Source organism: Pedobacter sp. UC225_61, assembly GCF_044452285.1.
Taxonomy (GTDB): Bacteria; Bacteroidota; Bacteroidia; order Sphingobacteriales; family Sphingobacteriaceae; genus Pedobacter.
The window spans coordinates 1,115,374-1,133,996 of record NZ_JBIOAL010000001.1 but is presented as its reverse complement, the minus strand read 5'-3'; the positions used below and the strand labels follow the sequence as shown (position 1 = coordinate 1,133,996).

Genomic DNA, 18,623 nt, shown 5'->3' with positions numbered 1-18,623 from the left:
AAATAAGGCTTGCTGATTTTGACGTCAACAAGCCTTAAAAGTTCTCTTATAATATTTTCTATATTGCTTTTTTGTAACGTTCTGCTACTGCATCCCAGTTTACCACATTCCAAATTGCCGCTAAATAAGATGGACGCATGTTTTGATATTTTAAATAATATGCGTGTTCCCAAACGTCAATACCGAAAATTGGTGTGCCTTTTACTTCAGCGATATCCATTAATGGATTATCTTGGTTAGGAGTAGAAGAAATTACTAATTTTTTATCTGCACCTACCGAAAGCCAGGCCCAACCAGAACCAAATCGAGTTGCACCAGCATCCTGAATTTTAGTTTTAAAATCTGCGAAAGAACCAAAGGCATCATTAATTGCTTTAGCTAAATCTCCAGTTGGCTCACCTCCTTTATTTGGACCCAAAACTGTCCAGAATAAAGAGTGATTATAGTGACCACCGCCATTATTACGAACAGCCGCAGGGAACTTTGAAATATTTTTAATGATATCTTCAATGCTCGAATTAGCTTCGGGCTTACCTTCTAAAGCTTTATTTAAGTTAGTAACGTATGTTTGGTGATGTTTACCATGGTGAATTTCCATAGTTAATTTATCAATATGCGGTTCTAATGCGTCTGTTGCGTATGCTAACGCAGGTAATTCAAAAGCCATAATATTATTATTTTAAGTTTAAAAATGTTAATGTACAAATATAACTCACAAAGGTTAAGTTTTATTCAATTGTTTGTCAACTTTCATTACGTTTATTTAAGAAAAATGTGCTCATAAGAGCACCGCAATCTTGAGCCAAAACACCTCCTTTTAAAACAGTTTTTGGATGTAAAAGGTTTTGATTTATCTTGGTGAAACCTCGTTTATCTTCGTATGCGCCAAAAACAATTCGGCTTATTTGTGTCCAATAACTAGCACCAGCACACATAACACAGGGTTCAATAGTCACATATAACGAGCAATCTTTTAAATATTTACCCCCTAATGTTTGTGCAGCAGCTGTAAAAGCCTGCATTTCTGCATGCGCAGTTACATCGTTTAATTGCTCCGTTAAATTATGACCACGTCCAATAATTTTACCTTGACAAACCACTATAGCTCCTATAGGAATTTCATCTTTATCAAATGCTTTTTTTGCTTCATTTAAAGCTAAACGCATAAAATGCTCGTCAGCAAATGCTGGATTCTCGTTTTCTTCGAAATTATAGAAACTCATTTATATTAGTTTGCTGCCGTTTGGTACTTTTTTATCCAATGAAGTTAACACAATATCGCCATTGGCATCTGCTAACCCTGTGACTAAAAACTCGCTCATAAATTTACCAATCTGTTTTTTAGGGAAATTGATTACGCCAATGATTTGTTTACCAACTAACTCTTCTTTTGTGTAGTGTTTGGTAATTTGTGCACTACTCATTTTAATTCCAAATTCGCCAAAATCTACTTTTAATTTGTAAGCTGGTTTTCGAGCTTCTGGGAATTCAAAAGCTTCAAGTATAGTGCCTGCTCTTAGTTCTACTTTCTCAAAATCTCTCCAGGTTATTTCTTCCATTAATCAAAAGTAAAAAATAATTTACCACATATGCACATAGAAAACATAGATTTAGTATTTATAAATTCTTATGTGGTCGATGTTTCTGAGTGGTAAAAATAAATTGGCTCTCTTTTTATTACCTTTGCAACATGGTAGAAATCAAGCTAAAAAAAGGGAAAGAAAAAGCAGTTTTGCAACGCCACCCGTGGGTGTTTTCTGGGGCATTAGAAAAAATCAAGGGGGCTCCTGAAAATGGAGATGTTGTTAAAGTTTGCGGTGCGAATAATGATTTTTTAGCATACGGGTATTACAACGATCAATCTCGTGTTGCAGTTCGTCTATTAGAATGGGATGAAAATCAAGTTATAGATGAGATTTGGTACGGACAAAAAATTAATAAAGCGATAGAATCGAGAGCGCACCTCTTAAAAAATAAAGATACTAATGCATATCGTTTAATTTTCAGCGAAGCTGATTTTTTACCTGGTTTAATTGTCGATAAGTATGCTGATTTTCTTTCTGTACAAATTTTAAGTACGGGTATTGAAAAAGCAAAATCTATCGTTATTGATATCTTAGTCAAAGCTTTACAACCCAAAGGAATTTTTGACCGTAGTGATGCAACCGCTCGTACACACGAAGGAATTACAGCAGAAAATGGTTTGCTTTGGGGTGAAGCTCCCGCAGCTTTTATCGCTGTTAAGGAAAATGGGATTACCTATCATATTAATATCGCCGAAGGACAAAAATCTGGTTTTTATTGTGATCAACGTGACAACCGTTTATTACTGGCGGAATATGCTGATGGCAAAAATGTACTAGATTGTTTTAGTTACAGCGGTGGTTTTAGTTTAAATGCATTCAAAAAAGGTGCAAAACAAGTAACAAGTGTAGATAGTTCTGCCTTAGCAATTGAAACGTTGAAACAGAACATTGAACTGAATAGATTCGATTCGAAAAATCATACTGCTATACAAGCTGATGTAAATAAACAGTTGCGGGCTTTTAAAGAAGAAGGCAAGAAATTTGATATTGTAGTTTTAGACCCTCCTAAATATGCACCGTCTCGTTCTGCATTGGATAGAGCTGCTCGTGCTTACAAAGACCTTAATCGTTTAGGGTTGTTGTTACTAGAAAGCGGTGGTTTATTGGCCACTTTTTCTTGTTCTGGCGCTGTAGATATTGAAACTTTTAAACAGATTATTGCTTGGGCCGCATTAGATGCTGGCAAAGAAGTACAAGTGATCAAACAATTCTCGCAACCTGAAGATCACCCTGTGCGCTTATCTTTCCCAGAGGGAGAATATTTAAAAGGTTTATTGGTTAGGGTTTTATAAAAAGAAAAGCATCTATAATTCTTCTGAGCTTTCTGGCAATTTATCGTATTCTCCAGCTAAGGCATATTTACCAAATATAACCAAGCCAACCGCTATCGGAATAAAGATTAACAAGATAATCCCCCATTGCAATGCAGTGTTAGTTTGTGCAATACCTGATTCAGATTTGCTTACTTTGTCCCAAGCTTGACAAGCCATAAAAATCATTGCTGCTGGACCTAGAATAATCCAGAAAACGCCTAATATTTTCTTAATTGATTTCATATGCTTAATCGTTAACGTTTTCGTCTTTTTTGTTTGATAAATAAACTGCTCCAATGATGAAACTTAGTGCGGCAATCCCGATAGGATACCATAAACCAGAAAGTGGTGTTGAACCTGCAAAACTAGCAATTAGTGTAGCTATAAATGGAACTAAACCGCCAAAAACTCCATTCCCAACATGGTAAGGTAATGACATTGAAGTGTACCTAATCTTTGTTGGAAATAGCTCTACCAAAAATGCAGCAATTGGACCGTAAACCATCGTAACTAACAAAATTTGGAAGAATACTAAACCTACAAAAAGCCAAAATGTTGATGTTGGTAATACTTTGTCTTTAACTAGAGCTGCATGGCCAATCATTTTATTAGAATCTGCATATAAAGTATCTATAGAAACCGAATTAAATGATGCGCCATTCACCAAATTCATTTTTGAGCTCTTCGTAATTAAACTGTCTCCTTTATCATGTAATGCGACTCTTGTAACTATTGGCGCATCCTCTTTTAAAACTGGAGAATTCCAAGTAGTTACATTGCTCTTATCTAAAAAGACTTGATAAATTGGTCGATAAAAGAGAATACCCAACAACATTCCTGTCAACATTATCCACTTGCGACCAACCTTATCGCTCCAAGAACCAAATACCACAAAAAATGGTGTAGCAAAAGCAATACCCCAAAGCAAAATATACCGTGAATCGTTAAAATCAATTTTACAGGTATTTTCTATAAAGGATTGTGCGTAAAACTGGCCCGTATACCAAATTACACCTTGCCCCATTGTTGCGCCAAATAAGGCTAAGAGTACCATTTTGAAGTTTCCCTTTTTTCTAAAACTTTCTTTTAATGGATTTTTAGAAATATTGCCTTCTGTTTTAAGCTTAGTAAACATTGGCGATTCATGCATCTTCAAACGGATGTAAATTGAAACCCCAACCAATAAAATAGATAGCAAGAATGGAACTCTCCAACCCCAATCTGCAAATGCAGTTGCGCCAATTATGTTTTTAGAAAGCACTATAATTCCCAATGAAAGGAATAAGCCTAAAGTTGCGGTAGTTTGAATCCAACTGGTAAAGAAACCGCGTTTACCTTTTGGTGCATGTTCTGCTACATATGTTGCGGCACCACCATATTCACCGCCTAAAGCCAACCCTTGCACTAAACGCAAAATTAAAACTAAAATAGGTGCCGCATAACCAATACTTGAGTAGGATGGGATAAGTCCGATTAAAAATGTGGAACCACCCATTAATACCAATGTAAGTAGAAATGTATATTTTCTGCCAATTAAATCGCCCAAACGGCCAAAAACTAATGCGCCAAATGGTCTAACAATAAAGCCTGCCGCAAAGATGGCTAATGTATTAATTAAGGCAGAAGCTCCTGCATCTGCAGGAAAAAGTTGTGCACCAATAATAGTGGCTAAACTGCCGAAAATATAAAAATCGTACCATTCGATTAGTGTGCCTAAAGAAGACGCACCAATTACTTTAAAGATGCTATTTGGTTTAGTTGTTGAGCTCATACACCTTAAAACTAAGTCTTTAAAAATTAAATTACAAGTTATTATCCTGTAAGGTCTTTAAAGTCCCAGTTTAAAGTTTTAGAATTCTAATAAACACAGGAGCAATTAAATAAACTGCCCGCCAGATACTTCTAACCTTTGTGCATTTATCCAACGTCCTTCCTCAGAACACAGGAAAGCGACTACACCACCAATATCATCTGGTAAACCAACTCTTCCAAGCACTGTGTTTGAAGCGATTATCGCATTTAATTGTTCGTTGTCGCGAACAACTCCGCCACCAAAATCGGTTTCAATTGCTCCTGGCGCCACAACGTTTGCAGCAATGCCTCTTGAACCTAATTCTTTTGCCAAATATTTGGTGAATATTTCAATCGCACCTTTCATCGCTGCGTAAGCGCTATATCCTGGTAAGGCAAAACGAGTTAAACCTGTTGCTAAATTTATTATTCTTCCGCCATCGGCGATGATTGGTAAGGATTTTTGAGTTAAAAAGTAAACTCCTTTGAATTGAATGTTATTCAACAAATCAAAGTCTTCTTCCGTAGTTTCTGAAAAGTTTTTATGAATTCCTATTCCGGCATTATTAATTAGGAAATCGAATTTATCTTTCCCCCATTTATCAGATAAAACAGTTTTTACTTTGGCGATAAAACCATCGAATGATTTCACATTTCCTGCATCGAATTGAAGCGCCACAGCTTTCTGCCCTAAAGCCGATATCGAAGCGACCACTTCATCAGCCTCTGCTTGTTTACTGTTATATGTTAAAATAACATCGATACCCTTTTTGGCAAGAGCCAAAGCCATATTTTTTCCTAGTCCGCGGCTACCGCCAGTTACTAAAGCTATTTTTTGTGTTTGCATATTCTTTGTGTTTAAATTATATACAAATATCCACTTAAATAGTGCTTAAAAAATGGTGCTAGTTTCCGAATTAATGGTGTTAGTTTCCGATTCTATAATTTGCTTTCGGTATTGCTTAGGTGTTATGCCTTCGAATGACTTAAAAAACTTAGTGAAGTTTGTCGGTTCATTAAATGTAAGCTTATAGCTAATTTCTGCTATCGACATTGGCGTTTCACTCAACATTTTGCGAGCTTCATCCATTGTTCTTTCTTCTGCAAAATGACATGGCGAATAACCAGTCGTTAATTTAATCGTATTGCTGAAATGTGTTGGATGTATAAACAAAAGAGCAGCAAAATCCTTAATATGATACATCTTATCAACCTTACCAGCCATAATTTCTCCCATATGTTTTTCCAACAGTTCAAAAAACTTAGCTGTTATTTCATCTTTACGAGTAAGTATCTTATGCGGGATTGCCATTAAGCTAAAATACTAAAAATCTACTGTTCATCTCTAAAGTAAACTTTGTAATAATTCATCGAACGATCATCATCAAAGCCTTTTTCTATTAAATCTTTATTGCCATGAATGTAGATATGGAAGTTCTTATCTAATTTTAAGATGTTTTTATATGTTTTAGCTTGCTTTTTAACTGCGGCATCAGAAATATCAAAGTTATCTGCAATAGGGCTATCAAATTCTTCTTCATAATTTTTCTTGTAGCTTTTAAAAGATTCAATCCCTTCTTTATTAGCGATAACTTCATTTGCAAATTCATCTATATCAAAGGTTTCTTTTTCCTTAAAATATTTAATTGATTTATTCAGCAAATCTATTTTATCTGTTCTAGAAATTTCAAAATTTTCATCTAGTTTTTCGGTTACAAAACTTTTGTACACACCTAAAACATTCTGTGTTTGACTGTAATTATCGTTACGAACTTTAAGTTTTAAGAATTCGTCTTTCCAATAAACAGCTTCCGCACTACGATTAGTCTGATCTATTACTGCAACTTTATAGCCCTCTGCTGCATCAGTATTAAATATTAAACAACCTTTATCCAGTTTATTAATGTTAATGGCTTCTTGCTCGTATTTTAAGCCAAAACCACCTTGTTCTGGGTAAACTGTTAAATAACTTTCTTTAGTTTCTGATTTGAAAATGCCAATGGCATCATGTAAATCGCCTTCTATTTGTACGTTCTCAAAATAAGCTACATATAATTCTCCCGACTTAATTTTAGGGTGATTAGAGATTTCGAATAAATAAGTAGCTAGCTTTTTAGTATTATCATGGAAAACTCCTCCATTTGCAAAAATTTCTGCTGCAAAATGATAGACCTCATTTAAATTGAGATCGTTATTTGGATGCATGAAACGATAAATCTCGTTTACCTTTTCATACGGAGATAAAAAATATTGCAACAACAATTGCTTTAACATTTCGTCTTCCAAATGCATAGATTGATCTGAGAGCACATAAAATTCGTCTTGGAGTTTATTCCCAATTCTATGGATAGAAAGTTCTGCTAATGTTGCTTCGGAGAAAGTGATCATATTTTTATATTGAGGCGTAAAGAAACGAAGATTTTATTTAAGAGTGTAAACGAAAAAGCCACAGATATACAAATCTCCTTCAACTATGATCAGGATGACAATCTGTATATCTGTGGCAATATTATTAAATAATTATTTTTCTTTATCGTCTATTTTTGGTTCATTCAATTCTACCAGTCTATTTTTTTGTTGGCGTTTTCTGAAAATCATATTCAAAACTTCTACGCCAACTGAGAATGCCATACCAAAATAGATATAGTTTTTAAGGTGCATTTCATGGGCTGCAGCCGCATCCCAACCCTCTATAATTAAACTTAACCCAATCATTACCAAAAACGATAGCGCCAACATTTTTAAGGTAGGGTGCTTATGTATAAAGCCAGCTATTTTTGGGCTAAATGTAAACATGATAATCATGGCAATTACAACTGCAATAATCATAACTTCTAGGTGCTTTGCAGTTCCACCAGCAGTGATGATACTGTCGAATGAGAAAACTGCATCTATCAGCATAATTTGAAAAATAGCTGCGCCAAATGCTAGCGGCTTTTTATTTTCTTGATTTGAACTTGGATCTTCACCTTCTAGTTTATGGTGGATTTCCATTACTGACTTGTATAGTAAAAACAAACCACCAAACAACATCACTAAACTTGCTAAATCGAAGCCTTTGCCAAACCAGCTTTCTGGGATAATGTAATTGCCTTTTTGTTGTAATAACCAACTTAAACCAAATAACATTAAACAACGCGAAATAATACCTGTAATCATCCAAATTAGACGTGCTCTCTTTTGCGATGCAACGTTTACTCGATTTAAAATAATGCTTACAAATATTACATTATCGATGCCTAAAACAATTTCTAAAAGCGTTAGCGTAAAAAGCGAAATCCACGCTTCAGGACTGGTTAATAATTCCATAGTTAATTTATCTTGGCACGAATATAAAAAAAGCCCGTCGATTTACATCAACAGGCTTTCGTATTATTTGTTTGGTTTGTTTATTTAAAAGTAACAGCACCGTATTCAGCACTTATTTTAACATCAGCATTGCCACCATTACCAATTTTGCCGCTATATTTTTTTGTCTCATCATCTGAAGAAACAAGTTTAGATGTTATATCTGAGCCATACTTGAATGAACCATAGGTTTTATTAACTTCAAAATTGCCGTTATAACCGTTTGCAAAGCCTAAATTGATATCTGCATACTCTGATTTTACTGTTAATATTTTACAAGCAGTGCTGATATTAGCAATATTCAAATTGTTATATTCAATATCAAAATATCCATCTCCTTTTAAACTACCTATTGTTGCACTAGTATATTGAGCGTCTAGTTTTAGTTTGCCTACACTACCGATAGAAATCTTGTTGTACTGTTGTTTAATAGATGCATTGCCATTAATTGATGTTACATTAACATTTGTATACTGTGCAGCTAATTCTAAATTATCTACTGAGCCAATAACTAATCCACTTCCATACTGTTGTTTAATAACGGCATTGCCTTTTATGTTTGTAATATCAGCGCCAGCATATTGAACATCTAAATCTAATGTTCCTACTGTGCCAATGGTTAAACCTTTACCATATTGTTGCTTAACTACTGCTTTATTCAGCTCTTGTACATTAGTATTTCCATATTGTACAAAAATATAATTATTAGTACTGCTTAGATTTCCGGCTGTAAAATTTCCATATTGTACTTTTGCATATAATGCAGCAGCCAAATTCCCCATGTTAACATTTCCATACATATTTGAAAGTGTTAGTGCATTATTTGCAGGCATATATACTACATAATTCACTTTAATTTCTTTTCGCCAAAGAACTTTTCCATTTCTAATACTCTTTCCCCAATTGCTGTTTTTATCTTCAATGTTTGTTTTGTACGTAACTAAATCTCCGGTTTTAGTTGCAGTAATTGAAACATCATCTAATAATTTTTGTGCATCGTTGTCGCTTGTACTATAGGCTTTAATATCTGCATCAACTTTAATTTCATTTCTGTCCCAGATCTTAATAACCATCTCTCCATATCTGTTACTTAAATTTATTTTATCGCTTTTGTCCACACTAAAGGTTTTTGAAAACGTTTTAGCCTTCATTGGTCCATCAGTTTGTTCTTGAACATTTACAGATGTTGTTACATTTATATCAGGGTTTACATGAACACTAGTATTAACAGCGTATGATTTATTTGATGAAACATTAACAGAAATTGTTGGATTTGGATTAACATTAATCGTTACTTCTGGTTGCTGCTGAGCGTTTACTTGTATAGCGAGCAACAGCATGCTCGAAATACTTACTAATTTTTTCATATTGTATTCTCCTTTTTATATTGATTGACTTGATTTATAATGGATAACTGCTGGCTTAATACACTCGACTGTATTTCGAGATTTTTCATCATCGCCCTTACAATTACTTCTGGATTTGGACTAGTTTGTAATTGTTTTTTAAGCTGTTCGTAATCGTTATCTAGTTTGTTCATATCGTCAATAAATTTGCGATACAAATCAGGATTTCGTTTTGCGTAAATTTCTAAACTATCTCTTTTCTCTTCAATTAAACTAGCAAAGCGCATTTCCTTTTTTCCAAATGCTGGGTTTACATCGGCAACATCAATTGTTTTGTTTGCCATTCGGTAGTTATAGGTAAAATAAATACCTAAACTAATTACCAACATAGCCGCAATACTGAGCCATTTATATAGTTCAATTTTTTTTTTCGGTTGTTGTTCTTTATCCAACTCTGCAGAAATTCGTTGCCATAATTGGTCTGATGGACCTTTTACTTCAAATGCTTTCTTATTGTCTTTTACAAACCCCTCTAATTTATTGTTCATCTTACTACTCCTTTCATTTCTAATAAACTATTCAACTTTCTTTTTGCCCGCATATATTGTGAGCGTGATGTGTTTTCTGTTATTTTTAATATATGTGCTATTTCTTCGTGATCGTATCCTTCAAATAAATAAAGTGTTAACACAACTCTATAGCCATCTGGTAGTTCGTTCATTGCAGCTTTTATCGCTTCAACTTTCAGCGTTGTTTCCTCATAATCGAAGCTAGGTTCATCAGCTATTTCTACTTCATCTATGGCCACAAATTCTGCTTTTCGCTTTCTTAAATAATTAATCGATCTGTTAATTACAATCTGCTTTAGCCATAAACCAAATGTTGTTTCTTGTCTAAAATCCGCAATGCGATTAAATGCATCTAAGAATGCTTCCTGTAAAACATCTTCCGCTTCAGCGTCGTCGCTTACAATTCTTAGCGCCACATTGTACATCGCATTAGCGTACAGTTTGTAAATTTCAAATTGCGCTTTGCGACTACCATTTCGGCAATCATTTACTAGCTCTACGTGCTTATCTATGTATACAGTTTCCAAATTCTAAACGTTCATGTTAATAGACAGGGTAATTTTAAAAACGTTGCATCAAGGTAGAAAAAAATTTCATGCTGAGTCCGGCTTACCGCAGTTAAATCAATATGTAGAGGTTTATTTTAATTTTTTACCTTTAACTACACAATGGAAAATCAAGAGAAAAATTTTGAAGCTTGGGATAAAATGGCATCGCTTTATGAAGACAAATTTATGCATATGGATTTGTACGATGATACTTATGCGTTATTTTGTGAACACATTCTAAAGCAAAATGCTAAAGTCTTAGAGATAGGTTGTGGTCCTGGAAATATTACTCAATATCTTTTATCTAAAAAACCAGATTTTAAAATTGATGCGATAGACGCTGCAGCGAATATGGTAGAGTTGGCTAAGAAAAATAATCCAAATGCTAATTTTAAAGTGATGGATTGTAGGGATTTGGATAAGATAACTACAAAATACGACGCTATTATTTGTGGTTTTTGCATGCCTTATCTTTCCAAAGCAGATTGCGCCAAATTAATAAATGATTGTGCTACATTGTTGAAGAATGGCGGCATACTTTATTTGAGCACGATAGAGGGCGATTATAATCAATCAACTTATGAAACCTCAAGTAATGGAGAATATCGCTTGTTTGTATATTATCATGAAACAGCCTACTTGCAAGAAATGTTAAACGAAAATAATTTAGATCAATTGCACTTAGTTCGTAAGGAATATCCAAAGGGCAATGAAATCTCCACTCATAGCATTTTTATAGCAGAGAAGAAATCACTTTAGTCGGCAAAGAAGATAATAAATTGCCCAATTCAAAAACCTTCTTCCTTTATGCCATCGATTAAAACAAAATCGGTATTTTTGCGGCTCAAAATTTAATTTAAACATGTTAAGAACAACAACTTGCGGTGCGTTAACACTGCAAAATTTAGGCGAAAATGTAACACTCTGCGGTTGGATGCAGAATTCTAGAGATTTAGGCGGGATGACTTTTATAGATATCCGCGATCGTTACGGCATCACTCAGTTGGTTTTTAATATGAATGATAATGCAGATTTATGCGCCGGCGCTCGTAGCCTTGGTCGCGAATTTGTAATTAAAGTTAGCGGAACCGTTGTAGAACGTTCAAATAAAAATAAAGAAATTCCTACAGGTGAAATTGAAATTAAAGTAACCGAATTAGAGATTTTAAACGCTGCCAAATTACCTCCGTTTTTAATTGAAGATAAAACCGATGGTGGTGATGATTTACGCATGAAATATCGTTACCTAGATTTACGTCGTAACCCGATTAGAAATAATATGATTTTGCGCCATAAAATGGCACAAGCTACACGTAGATATTTAGATGGATTAGATTTTATAGAAGTAGAAACTCCAGTTTTAATTAAATCTACACCAGAAGGTGCAAGAGATTTTGTGGTGCCAAGTCGCATGAATGGTGGCGAGTTTTATGCTTTACCTCAATCGCCACAAACATTTAAGCAATTGTTAATGGTTTCAGGTTTCGACCGCTATTTTCAGATTGTAAAGTGTTTTAGAGACGAAGATTTACGTGCAGATAGACAACCAGAATTTACGCAGATAGACTGCGAGATGTCTTTTATTGAGCAAGAAGATATCTTAAATACTTTTGAAGGTTTAATTCGCACCTTGTTTAAAGAAGTTCGTAATTACGACTTACCAGAAGTACCACGTATGCAATATGCAGATGCGATGCGTTTTTATGGTTCTGATAAACCAGATACTCGTTTTGAGATGAAATTTATCGAAATGAATGACATTGTAAAAGGCAAGGACTTCCCTGTTTTTGATAATGCAGAATTGGTTATCGCCATTAATGCTAAAGGTTGCGCTCATTATACACGTAAACAATTAGATGAATTAACAGACTTTATTAAACGTCCGCAAATTGGCGCAACTGGTTTAATTTACCTTCGTCATAATGAAGATGGTTCTTTAAAATCTTCAGTTGATAAATTCTATAACGAAGAAGAATTGGCAAAATGGTCAGCAACTTGCCAAACCGAGCCAGGCGATTTAGTGTTGGTAATGGCTGGCGGAACTGATAAAGTTCGCAAACAATTAAGTGAACTTCGCTTAGAAATGGGTAGTCGTTTAGGTTTGCGTGATAAAGATAAATTCGCTGCACTTTGGGTTTTAGACTTCCCTCTTTTAGAATGGGATGAAGAAACCGAGCGTTACCATGCCATGCACCATCCTTTTACCTCTCCAAAACCAGAAGATATTGCTTTATTAGACACAGACCCTAAAAACGTTCGTGCTAACGCTTATGACATGGTCGTAAATGGAACTGAAATTGGTGGCGGCTCTATTCGTATTCACGATAGAGCTTTACAAGCATTAATGTTTAAACATTTAGGTTTTAGCCCAGAAGAAGCTCAAAAACAATTTGGTTTCTTATTAGATGCTTTTGAGTTTGGAGCACCTCCACATGGTGGTATTGCCTTCGGATTTGATCGGTTATGTTCAATTTTTGCTGGTCTAGATTCAATCCGTGATGTAATTGCATTCCCTAAAAACAACTCGGGTAGAGATGTAATGATTGACAGCCCAAGCACAATTGATGATAAACAATTGAAAGAATTAAAAATAAAAACGGATCTATAGTTCATTGGTTGATTATCCTTGGGCAAGAGCAGAAAAAGGTCTTAGCAAATTGCTAAGACCTTTTTTTATTTTCAAATATTTAGCTTCAACATCCAAACTAAGAACATTGAATCGATAAATTAATACGTTTCGCTATCCGGCGGTATGCCATAATCTACAAAAGCTGCATCTTTCTTTTTGCCTTTCTTATTAAATATTGATTTCACCATATTAAAAATTCCAGACAAATTTTCTGCATCTAGTGACTTGCCAACTTTACCAGAGACTAATGCACCAAGTGCTTTTGTAAGCAAACCAGAACCTCTAAAAATAGTGCTATTCAACAGCATAGGTAAGGCTATTGACATGATTTTGCTAGTAATATGTGTGCTTTCATCAATTTTTAGAAGACCACTTGGTGTAGCAAATTTTTTAATCATATTACCTAAAGAAAATTGCTTTATATAATTTTTAGAATCTTCTTTAAGCATTACACCCCTATGCTTGTAATCAGCCTTTAACAACTGCACTTGATTGTGCAAATCGTCCAAAGTGTTTATATTGTTATAATTTATCTTCATCGAATTCTTCTTTATCGGCCACTTTATCAAAATATTTTCTGATAAATAGATTTACCAAATGTCTTTCAATGTATTTGTCCTTAGTTATATAAACAATAATAGATAGCAGTAGATAGATACCAGCAACACAACCAAAACCAGCTGCATAACTACCTAAAACAGTCGATAAATATAGTGCTAACGTAAATGAAGCAAATAAAAATGCCAATACGAAGCAAATAATTACAGCGGCATTAGTAATTAAATCTGCAAATATTTTAGATCCTTTTTCAACTGCTGATAGTTTGGTATATTCAATTCTAGTATCGATATATGCTTTAGCATCTAAAAAAATCTCCTCAAGATCTTTTTCCTTTTTTTCTTCCATTATCTGTTACTGTTAAATAGCTCAAACGTTTTCTACTTCCGAAGAATATTCATCTTCTACATCACGAAGTTTACTTTTAATTGAACTTACTACTTTGTCTTTTAAACTATTCAGATTGTTAATTTCATCTGCAGCTTTATCTTTAATAGAATCGCCAAAATCTTTTAACGATTGACTTAATTTATCGCGAGTTTCGCTTCCTTTATCTGGAGCAAATAACAAACCTAATGCTACACCTGCAGCTAAACCAGCTAATAGTCCCACTACTACTTTTGAATTATCACTCATGATCTTTTAATTTTAAATGTTTAACAATTTATATTTCAAATATAGCATTGCTGATGTTATGCTATTGTTAATCTTATTTTATAACTCATCCTCTTCATGAATTGTTTTAATTCTTTCTAATCTTTCTGAAGCCATCGAACTGGTTTCGTAAATTTTAATGAGCAAGAAAAAATAAGATAATAACAGCGGTCCGAATACCAGCCCTAATATACCAAATAAAGGAATACCAATAACTACGCCAATTACTGTAATTATTGGATGAATATTTCCAACTTTTTTCGCAATCATAAATCTCAGCACATTATCAATATTGATAATTACAACAAATCCAAAAATTATCATTGCCCAACCAGCAAAGTTATGTCCATCTGCTAGCTGCAATAAAGCGGCAGGTACAAATATTACTGGCGGACCCAATACTGGCACAAGAGAAATAAAAGATGTAACTACACCCCAAAAAAGTGGGTCTTTATAGCCTAAAACATAAAATGCCAAACTGACTAATGAACCTTGGACTATTGCAATAAAGCCCTGCCCAACTACATTCGCATAAGTTGTATTCCGCATTTCTTCTGCAAAGCGAAATGCATTTTGTTCTCTAAATGGTGCATATTTTACTAATGCATTTTCAAATGCTTCTCGCTCTACCAACATAAAGTAGAGCAAAAAATACATTAATAATAATCCGAGTACTATATTAAATACACCCGAAATTAGTGATGGAAATAAACCTGTTGCCCAAGTTCCGATATTCTTTAAACCGTCTTCTATAATTTGTTGTGCATTGCCACCAACGGGCAATAGATGTTGTAACTTGAAAAGGAGGTTTTTAAAATAGATTTCATCATTTTTAAGCTCTGTAATTTTCTCAATTACCATACTACTTAATCCATAAAATGGAAGGACTAAAACAATAATTGAAATAAATAATAGCAGTATTGCTGTAAACCTACGATTCCAGTTTTTTACATCTGTTAAATAAATATAACTTGGTCGTAAAATAGTATATAAAACAAGAGTACTTAATAAGGAACCAAAAATTCCCATTAAGGAATAAGCAATTAAACAACCTAATGCTATTATAATAACAAGATTGATGTAGTTTCGCTGTTTATAGGTAAATAGAGACATACGGAGCTTTTAGATATACTATATATTACACAAAAGCCCTAAAATTGTTTTAGTCAGTTTTGTTTTAATTAAGGTCTTAAAAACTGATTACTCATTCTCTGCATCTATGGCTTTCATTTTATTATAAAGCGTTTTGCGATCTATATTTAAAATTTTAGCGGCTTTAGTTTTGTTGAAGTTTACTTCTCTTAATACATTTAAAATGGTTTCGTACTCAGCTTCTAGTGCGGCTTCTTTTAAATTTTTTGGTTTGCTTAACTGAGTTGTTCTTAATATGGAATTACCAACTGCATTTTCTATAGCTGCTGCTTTTGCATAAGTAGAAATTTCTAATGGCAATGCTTTTAACTGAATTTCTTCTGTTTCTGTCGACAAAGCTGCTCTTCTAACAACATTTTTAAGTTCACGAACATTTCCTGGCCAATTATAGGTTAAAAAACATTCTTCTACTTCTGCAGAAAAACCTTGTACATTTCTATTTAATTCTTGATTTGCCAATATCAAAAATGTAGTAGCAAAAACCATAATATCTCTTCCTCTTTCACTAATTGGTGGTAAGTGGATAGAAAACTCATTAAATCTGTGGTATAAATCTTCTCTAAATCTTCCTTTTTGAATAGATTCTCCTAAATTTTCATTAGTTGCAACAATAATTCGTACATCTAAGTCAATCTCTTTGGTGCTACCTATACGTTTAATCTTTCGTTCTTGTACTGTTCTTAATAAAGCTGCTTGAATATCATACGATAAATTGCCCACTTCATCTAAAAATAAGGTGCCGCCATTTGCCATTTCAAAATGACCAATTTTAGTATATAAAGCTCCGGTAAAAGATCCCTTTTCATGGCCAAAAAACTCACTACCTGCCAGTTCTTTGGTTAAAGAACCGCAATCCATTGCTATAAATGGCTTATCTTTTCTAGGACTATTTAAATGAATAGTTTTAGCAACCGATTCTTTACCTGTACCACTTTCCCCAGTTAAAATTACGCTATACGATGTTGGCGCAACAAGCATAATCTGCTTCATCAAATCTCTTGAAGCGCTACTAGTTCCAACCACAAATTCTCCAGTTTCGGCTTGAATCTGCTTAGTTGCTTTATCTTTTTTATTTTCAGTTATTCCAGCTTCAGAATTGTTTTGATTAAGTGCAATTTGAGTTTCAATTGCTTTATTAATAGTATTTAAAATCTCATCTGGATAAAGCGGTTTTGTGATATAATCGTATGCTCCCAATTTAATGAGTTCTACTGCCAATTTAATATCAGAATAACCAGTAATTATAATTACACCAGTACTAGGATAGTTCTCTTTAATTTTAATTAACATCTCTTTTCCGTCTGTATCTTCCAAACGGTAATCACATAAAACTAAATCAAATTTTTGTTTAGAAAGATACTCCATAGCTGAACTCCCACTTGTAGTAGTTTCAACACTAAAAGAATTTCTAGTTAAGAATTTTGATAACAATAGGCCTATATTAACCTCATCATCAACTATTAATATTTTCTTCATACGCTTATTATCTGGTTACAAATAATAGCTAAATATAAGAAATTTTTGATATGGGAAATATTTTCTACACTATTTTTTATTGAAAATCATACAAAATTTGCTAAAACAAAAAAGCATCAAAGGGTTTTGATGCTTTTAAAGAAATTATTTTCCTTTTAGTTAAAAATCGTAACCTAGTCTTAAACCCATAAATCCACCACCATCAAGACCTTCATATCTTACGCCAATATCAAATCCACCAAAACGAGCACCGATAGACGGAGCATAGGTAAAACTTGAGCTACTTACAAAACCATAAGTTGGAGTTGTGCCACTAAAACTTTTAACAGTATAGGTTTTAGCGATAGTCATTCCAGCTTCAGCCATTCCATAAAAATTTTCTGAGAACATATAACGTCCACCTAATTTAATAGGAATAAAGATCGATGCTTTTGTATTGGTGGTTGCACCACTAAAACTTTTAGGGAAAAATGCCATTCCGCCAGAAGTTAATGTAGCATCAAAGTTTTCTGCAATACCTTGACTAAATCTTAAGGTTAATCCAGCACCAGCATCGTATACTTTCAATCCGCCTGATGGCAATGCACCTTCTAAGCCAATACCAAATCTAAACCCATTAACACCGCCTTTTGAGTCTTGTGCCTTTAGATTTACATTAGCTAGTAACATTGCACCAGCCAATAAAGTGAGTACTAATTTTTTCATGTTTGTTGGTTTTTAATTTATTATTTGTTTAGACAAATATTGCAACAAACACTGCCACATAAAATACCCTTGCATTGGTATATTTAACTACCCAACAGTACGTACAAAAACAAAACCCATTGATAATCAATCATCAATGGGTTTAAAAGTTTTATTTAACGAAGCTTATTTCCCTTTAAAAGCTGCCTTTCTTTTTTCTAAAAATGCACTAACACCTTCTTTAAAATCTTCAGTTTGAAAACATTTTGCAAACTCTTCAATTTCTACATCAAATCCATTTACATTTATTCTAAAGGATGAATTAATTGCTTTTACAGCACTTGCTACTGCTAATGGAGCTCTAAGTTTAATTTTATTTAAAATCTCTTCCGCTTTACTGATTAATTCTGCCTGTGGTACAACTTCATTTACCAAGCCAATTCTGTACGCTTTTTCAGCAGTAATCATATCTGCCGTCGTAATCATTTCTATTGCCCTACCTTTTCCAACTAATTGGGTTAACCGTTGTGTACCGCCATAACCAGGTATTAAACCTAAAGTTACCTCTGGCAAGCCCAATTTTGCATTTTCGCTCGCAATGCGGATATGACATGCCATTGCCAATTCCAACCCTCCACCAAGAGCAAAACCATTAATAGCTGCAACTACAGGTTTTGGACAATTTTCTATGGCATCAAAAACATTAGTCTGACCAACTTTTGCCAACTCTTTTCCCTCTTCTACATTATAATTTTGAAATTCAGAAATATCAGCGCCAGCTACAAAAGCTTTTTCTCCAGCACCAGTTAGTAATACACCACGAACTTCATCGCTATGCGTAGCAAAATTAATTGCATCCGCTAATTCCATTAACACTTCCTTATTTAAAGCGTTAAGTTTTTGCTCTCTGTTTATTGTGATATAAAATATATTTTCTTTTACTTCAGTTACAATTTGCTGATACATCAT

22 protein-coding genes are annotated in these 18,623 nt (G+C 33.9%); 3 read left to right on the top strand and 19 right to left on the bottom strand.

The genetic code is table 11. The features are described 5' to 3' along the window. Nucleotides 1–58 precede the first annotated feature (58 nt). The 3 genes from ACHMWN_RS05490 to ACHMWN_RS05480 form a co-directional block, all read right to left on the bottom strand. Nucleotides 59–667, bottom strand: a complete 609-nt coding sequence (locus ACHMWN_RS05490) for a superoxide dismutase (RefSeq protein ID WP_397298384.1) — start codon at nt 665–667, stop codon at nt 59–61. A gap of 76 nt (nt 668–743) precedes the next feature. Further along, a complete protein-coding gene (locus ACHMWN_RS05485) occupies nt 744–1,223 on the bottom strand; it encodes a nucleoside deaminase (protein ID WP_397298383.1) in 480 nt (159 codons plus the stop codon). Then, on the bottom strand, nt 1,224–1,559 hold the full coding sequence (locus ACHMWN_RS05480) for a tRNA-binding protein (protein WP_397298381.1): 336 nt from the start codon (nt 1,557–1,559) through the stop codon (nt 1,224–1,226). A gap of 131 nt (nt 1,560–1,690) precedes the next feature. On the opposite strand from ACHMWN_RS05480, the gene ACHMWN_RS05475 reads away from it, so the two are divergent. Then, nucleotides 1,691–2,878, top strand: a complete 1,188-nt coding sequence (locus ACHMWN_RS05475) for a class I SAM-dependent rRNA methyltransferase (protein WP_397298379.1) — start codon at nt 1,691–1,693, stop codon at nt 2,876–2,878. A 12-nt stretch (nt 2,879–2,890) separates the two neighbouring features. On the opposite strand, the gene ACHMWN_RS05470 is transcribed toward ACHMWN_RS05475, so the two are convergent. The 9 genes from ACHMWN_RS05470 to ACHMWN_RS05430 all read right to left on the bottom strand — a co-directional run bounded on the left by ACHMWN_RS05470 (nt 2,891) and on the right by ACHMWN_RS05430 (nt 10,480). Next, the gene (locus ACHMWN_RS05470; RefSeq protein WP_397298378.1) at nt 2,891–3,142 is read right to left on the bottom strand and encodes a DUF6814 family protein; all 252 of its coding nucleotides are present in this window, start codon (nt 3,140–3,142) and stop codon (nt 2,891–2,893) included. A 4-nt stretch (nt 3,143–3,146) separates the two neighbouring features. Further along, nucleotides 3,147–4,670 carry an MFS transporter gene (locus ACHMWN_RS05465; protein ID WP_397298376.1) on the bottom strand — a complete coding sequence of 508 codons (1,524 nt, stop codon included), beginning with the start codon at nt 4,668–4,670 and terminating at the stop codon, nt 3,147–3,149. Between the two features lie 105 nt (nt 4,671–4,775). Next, nucleotides 4,776–5,537, bottom strand: a complete 762-nt coding sequence (locus ACHMWN_RS05460) for an SDR family NAD(P)-dependent oxidoreductase (protein WP_397298374.1) — start codon at nt 5,535–5,537, stop codon at nt 4,776–4,778. A gap of 45 nt (nt 5,538–5,582) precedes the next feature. Continuing rightward, the gene (locus tag ACHMWN_RS05455; protein WP_397298372.1) at nt 5,583–6,002 is read right to left on the bottom strand and encodes a helix-turn-helix domain-containing protein; all 420 of its coding nucleotides are present in this window, start codon (nt 6,000–6,002) and stop codon (nt 5,583–5,585) included. A 20-nt stretch (nt 6,003–6,022) separates the two neighbouring features. Beyond that, a complete protein-coding gene (locus tag ACHMWN_RS05450; protein ID WP_397298370.1) occupies nt 6,023–7,078 on the bottom strand; it encodes a nucleoid-associated protein in 1,056 nt (351 codons plus the stop codon). A gap of 132 nt (nt 7,079–7,210) precedes the next feature. Next, the gene (locus ACHMWN_RS05445; RefSeq protein WP_397298368.1) at nt 7,211–7,999 is read right to left on the bottom strand and encodes a TerC family protein; all 789 of its coding nucleotides are present in this window, start codon (nt 7,997–7,999) and stop codon (nt 7,211–7,213) included. An 80-nt stretch (nt 8,000–8,079) separates the two neighbouring features. Next, nucleotides 8,080–9,405, bottom strand: a complete 1,326-nt coding sequence (locus ACHMWN_RS05440; RefSeq protein ID WP_397298367.1) for a hypothetical protein — start codon at nt 9,403–9,405, stop codon at nt 8,080–8,082. Beyond that, nucleotides 9,402–9,932: a hypothetical protein gene (locus tag ACHMWN_RS05435; protein WP_397298365.1), complete on the bottom strand. Its 531-nt coding sequence runs from the start codon at nt 9,930–9,932 to the stop codon at nt 9,402–9,404. The genes ACHMWN_RS05440 and ACHMWN_RS05435 overlap by 4 nt, the downstream gene beginning before the upstream one ends. Beyond that, entirely contained in the window at nt 9,929–10,480 is a 552-nt protein-coding gene (locus ACHMWN_RS05430; protein ID WP_397298363.1) for an RNA polymerase sigma factor, read from the bottom strand. The genes ACHMWN_RS05435 and ACHMWN_RS05430 overlap by 4 nt, the downstream gene beginning before the upstream one ends. 141 nt (nt 10,481–10,621) lie before the next feature. Here ACHMWN_RS05430 and ACHMWN_RS05425 point away from each other — a divergent pair, with 141 nt between their 5' ends. Next, the gene (locus ACHMWN_RS05425; protein ID WP_397298361.1) at nt 10,622–11,260 is read left to right on the top strand and encodes a class I SAM-dependent DNA methyltransferase; all 639 of its coding nucleotides are present in this window, start codon (nt 10,622–10,624) and stop codon (nt 11,258–11,260) included. A 103-nt stretch (nt 11,261–11,363) separates the two neighbouring features. Continuing rightward, nucleotides 11,364–13,109 carry an aspartate--tRNA ligase gene (gene aspS, locus ACHMWN_RS05420; protein ID WP_397298360.1) on the top strand — a complete coding sequence of 582 codons (1,746 nt, stop codon included), beginning with the start codon at nt 11,364–11,366 and terminating at the stop codon, nt 13,107–13,109. A gap of 119 nt (nt 13,110–13,228) precedes the next feature. Here aspS and ACHMWN_RS05415 read toward each other — a convergent pair whose 3' ends face one another. From ACHMWN_RS05415 to ACHMWN_RS05385, 7 genes are all read right to left on the bottom strand, one after another. Next, nucleotides 13,229–13,669, bottom strand: a complete 441-nt coding sequence (locus ACHMWN_RS05415) for a hypothetical protein (protein WP_397298359.1) — start codon at nt 13,667–13,669, stop codon at nt 13,229–13,231. Further along, entirely contained in the window at nt 13,653–14,036 is a 384-nt protein-coding gene (locus tag ACHMWN_RS05410) for a phage holin family protein (RefSeq protein ID WP_397298357.1), read from the bottom strand. Before ACHMWN_RS05410 ends, ACHMWN_RS05415 begins: the two co-directional genes overlap by 17 nt. 21 nt (nt 14,037–14,057) lie before the next feature. Further along, entirely contained in the window at nt 14,058–14,324 is a 267-nt protein-coding gene (locus ACHMWN_RS05405) for a YtxH domain-containing protein (protein WP_397298356.1), read from the bottom strand. A gap of 78 nt (nt 14,325–14,402) precedes the next feature. Next, entirely contained in the window at nt 14,403–15,455 is a 1,053-nt protein-coding gene (locus tag ACHMWN_RS05400; RefSeq protein WP_397298354.1) for an AI-2E family transporter, read from the bottom strand. A gap of 87 nt (nt 15,456–15,542) precedes the next feature. Further along, on the bottom strand, nt 15,543–16,970 hold the full coding sequence (locus ACHMWN_RS05395; RefSeq protein ID WP_397298353.1) for a sigma-54-dependent transcriptional regulator: 1,428 nt from the start codon (nt 16,968–16,970) through the stop codon (nt 15,543–15,545). Between the two features lie 159 nt (nt 16,971–17,129). After that, entirely contained in the window at nt 17,130–17,675 is a 546-nt protein-coding gene (locus tag ACHMWN_RS05390; RefSeq protein WP_397298352.1) for a hypothetical protein, read from the bottom strand. Between the two features lie 165 nt (nt 17,676–17,840). Further along, a complete protein-coding gene (locus tag ACHMWN_RS05385; RefSeq protein WP_397298350.1) occupies nt 17,841–18,623 on the bottom strand; it encodes an enoyl-CoA hydratase/isomerase family protein in 783 nt (260 codons plus the stop codon).

Excerpts from the sequence above, each read along its gene's own strand:
- ACHMWN_RS05490 (WP_397298384.1), bottom strand. The coding sequence starts at position 667 with ATGGCTTTTGAATTACCTGCGTTAGCATACGCAACAGACGCATTAGAA.
- ACHMWN_RS05485 (WP_397298383.1), bottom strand. The coding sequence starts at position 1,223 with ATGAGTTTCTATAATTTCGAAGAAAACGAGAATCCAGCATTTGCTGAC.
- ACHMWN_RS05480 (WP_397298381.1), bottom strand. The coding sequence starts at position 1,559 with ATGGAAGAAATAACCTGGAGAGATTTTGAGAAAGTAGAACTAAGAGCA.
- ACHMWN_RS05475 (WP_397298379.1), top strand. The coding sequence starts at position 1,691 with ATGGTAGAAATCAAGCTAAAAAAAGGGAAAGAAAAAGCAGTTTTGCAA.
- ACHMWN_RS05470 (WP_397298378.1), bottom strand. The coding sequence starts at position 3,142 with ATGAAATCAATTAAGAAAATATTAGGCGTTTTCTGGATTATTCTAGGT.
- ACHMWN_RS05465 (WP_397298376.1), bottom strand. The coding sequence starts at position 4,670 with ATGAGCTCAACAACTAAACCAAATAGCATCTTTAAAGTAATTGGTGCG.
- ACHMWN_RS05460 (WP_397298374.1), bottom strand. The coding sequence starts at position 5,537 with ATGCAAACACAAAAAATAGCTTTAGTAACTGGCGGTAGCCGCGGACTA.
- ACHMWN_RS05455 (WP_397298372.1), bottom strand. The coding sequence starts at position 6,002 with ATGGCAATCCCGCATAAGATACTTACTCGTAAAGATGAAATAACAGCT.
- ACHMWN_RS05450 (WP_397298370.1), bottom strand. The coding sequence starts at position 7,078 with ATGATCACTTTCTCCGAAGCAACATTAGCAGAACTTTCTATCCATAGA.
- ACHMWN_RS05445 (WP_397298368.1), bottom strand. The coding sequence starts at position 7,999 with ATGGAATTATTAACCAGTCCTGAAGCGTGGATTTCGCTTTTTACGCTA.
- ACHMWN_RS05440 (WP_397298367.1), bottom strand. The coding sequence starts at position 9,405 with ATGAAAAAATTAGTAAGTATTTCGAGCATGCTGTTGCTCGCTATACAA.
- ACHMWN_RS05435 (WP_397298365.1), bottom strand. The coding sequence starts at position 9,932 with ATGAACAATAAATTAGAGGGGTTTGTAAAAGACAATAAGAAAGCATTT.
- ACHMWN_RS05425 (WP_397298361.1), top strand. The coding sequence starts at position 10,622 with ATGGAAAATCAAGAGAAAAATTTTGAAGCTTGGGATAAAATGGCATCG.
- aspS (WP_397298360.1), top strand. The coding sequence starts at position 11,364 with ATGTTAAGAACAACAACTTGCGGTGCGTTAACACTGCAAAATTTAGGC.
- ACHMWN_RS05415 (WP_397298359.1), bottom strand. The coding sequence starts at position 13,669 with ATGAAGATAAATTATAACAATATAAACACTTTGGACGATTTGCACAAT.
- ACHMWN_RS05410 (WP_397298357.1), bottom strand. The coding sequence starts at position 14,036 with ATGGAAGAAAAAAAGGAAAAAGATCTTGAGGAGATTTTTTTAGATGCT.
- ACHMWN_RS05405 (WP_397298356.1), bottom strand. The coding sequence starts at position 14,324 with ATGAGTGATAATTCAAAAGTAGTAGTGGGACTATTAGCTGGTTTAGCT.
- ACHMWN_RS05400 (WP_397298354.1), bottom strand. The coding sequence starts at position 15,455 with ATGTCTCTATTTACCTATAAACAGCGAAACTACATCAATCTTGTTATT.
- ACHMWN_RS05395 (WP_397298353.1), bottom strand. The coding sequence starts at position 16,970 with ATGAAGAAAATATTAATAGTTGATGATGAGGTTAATATAGGCCTATTG.
- ACHMWN_RS05390 (WP_397298352.1), bottom strand. The coding sequence starts at position 17,675 with ATGAAAAAATTAGTACTCACTTTATTGGCTGGTGCAATGTTACTAGCT.
- ACHMWN_RS05385 (WP_397298350.1), bottom strand. The coding sequence starts at position 18,623 with ATGATGTATCAGCAAATTGTAACTGAAGTAAAAGAAAATATATTTTAT.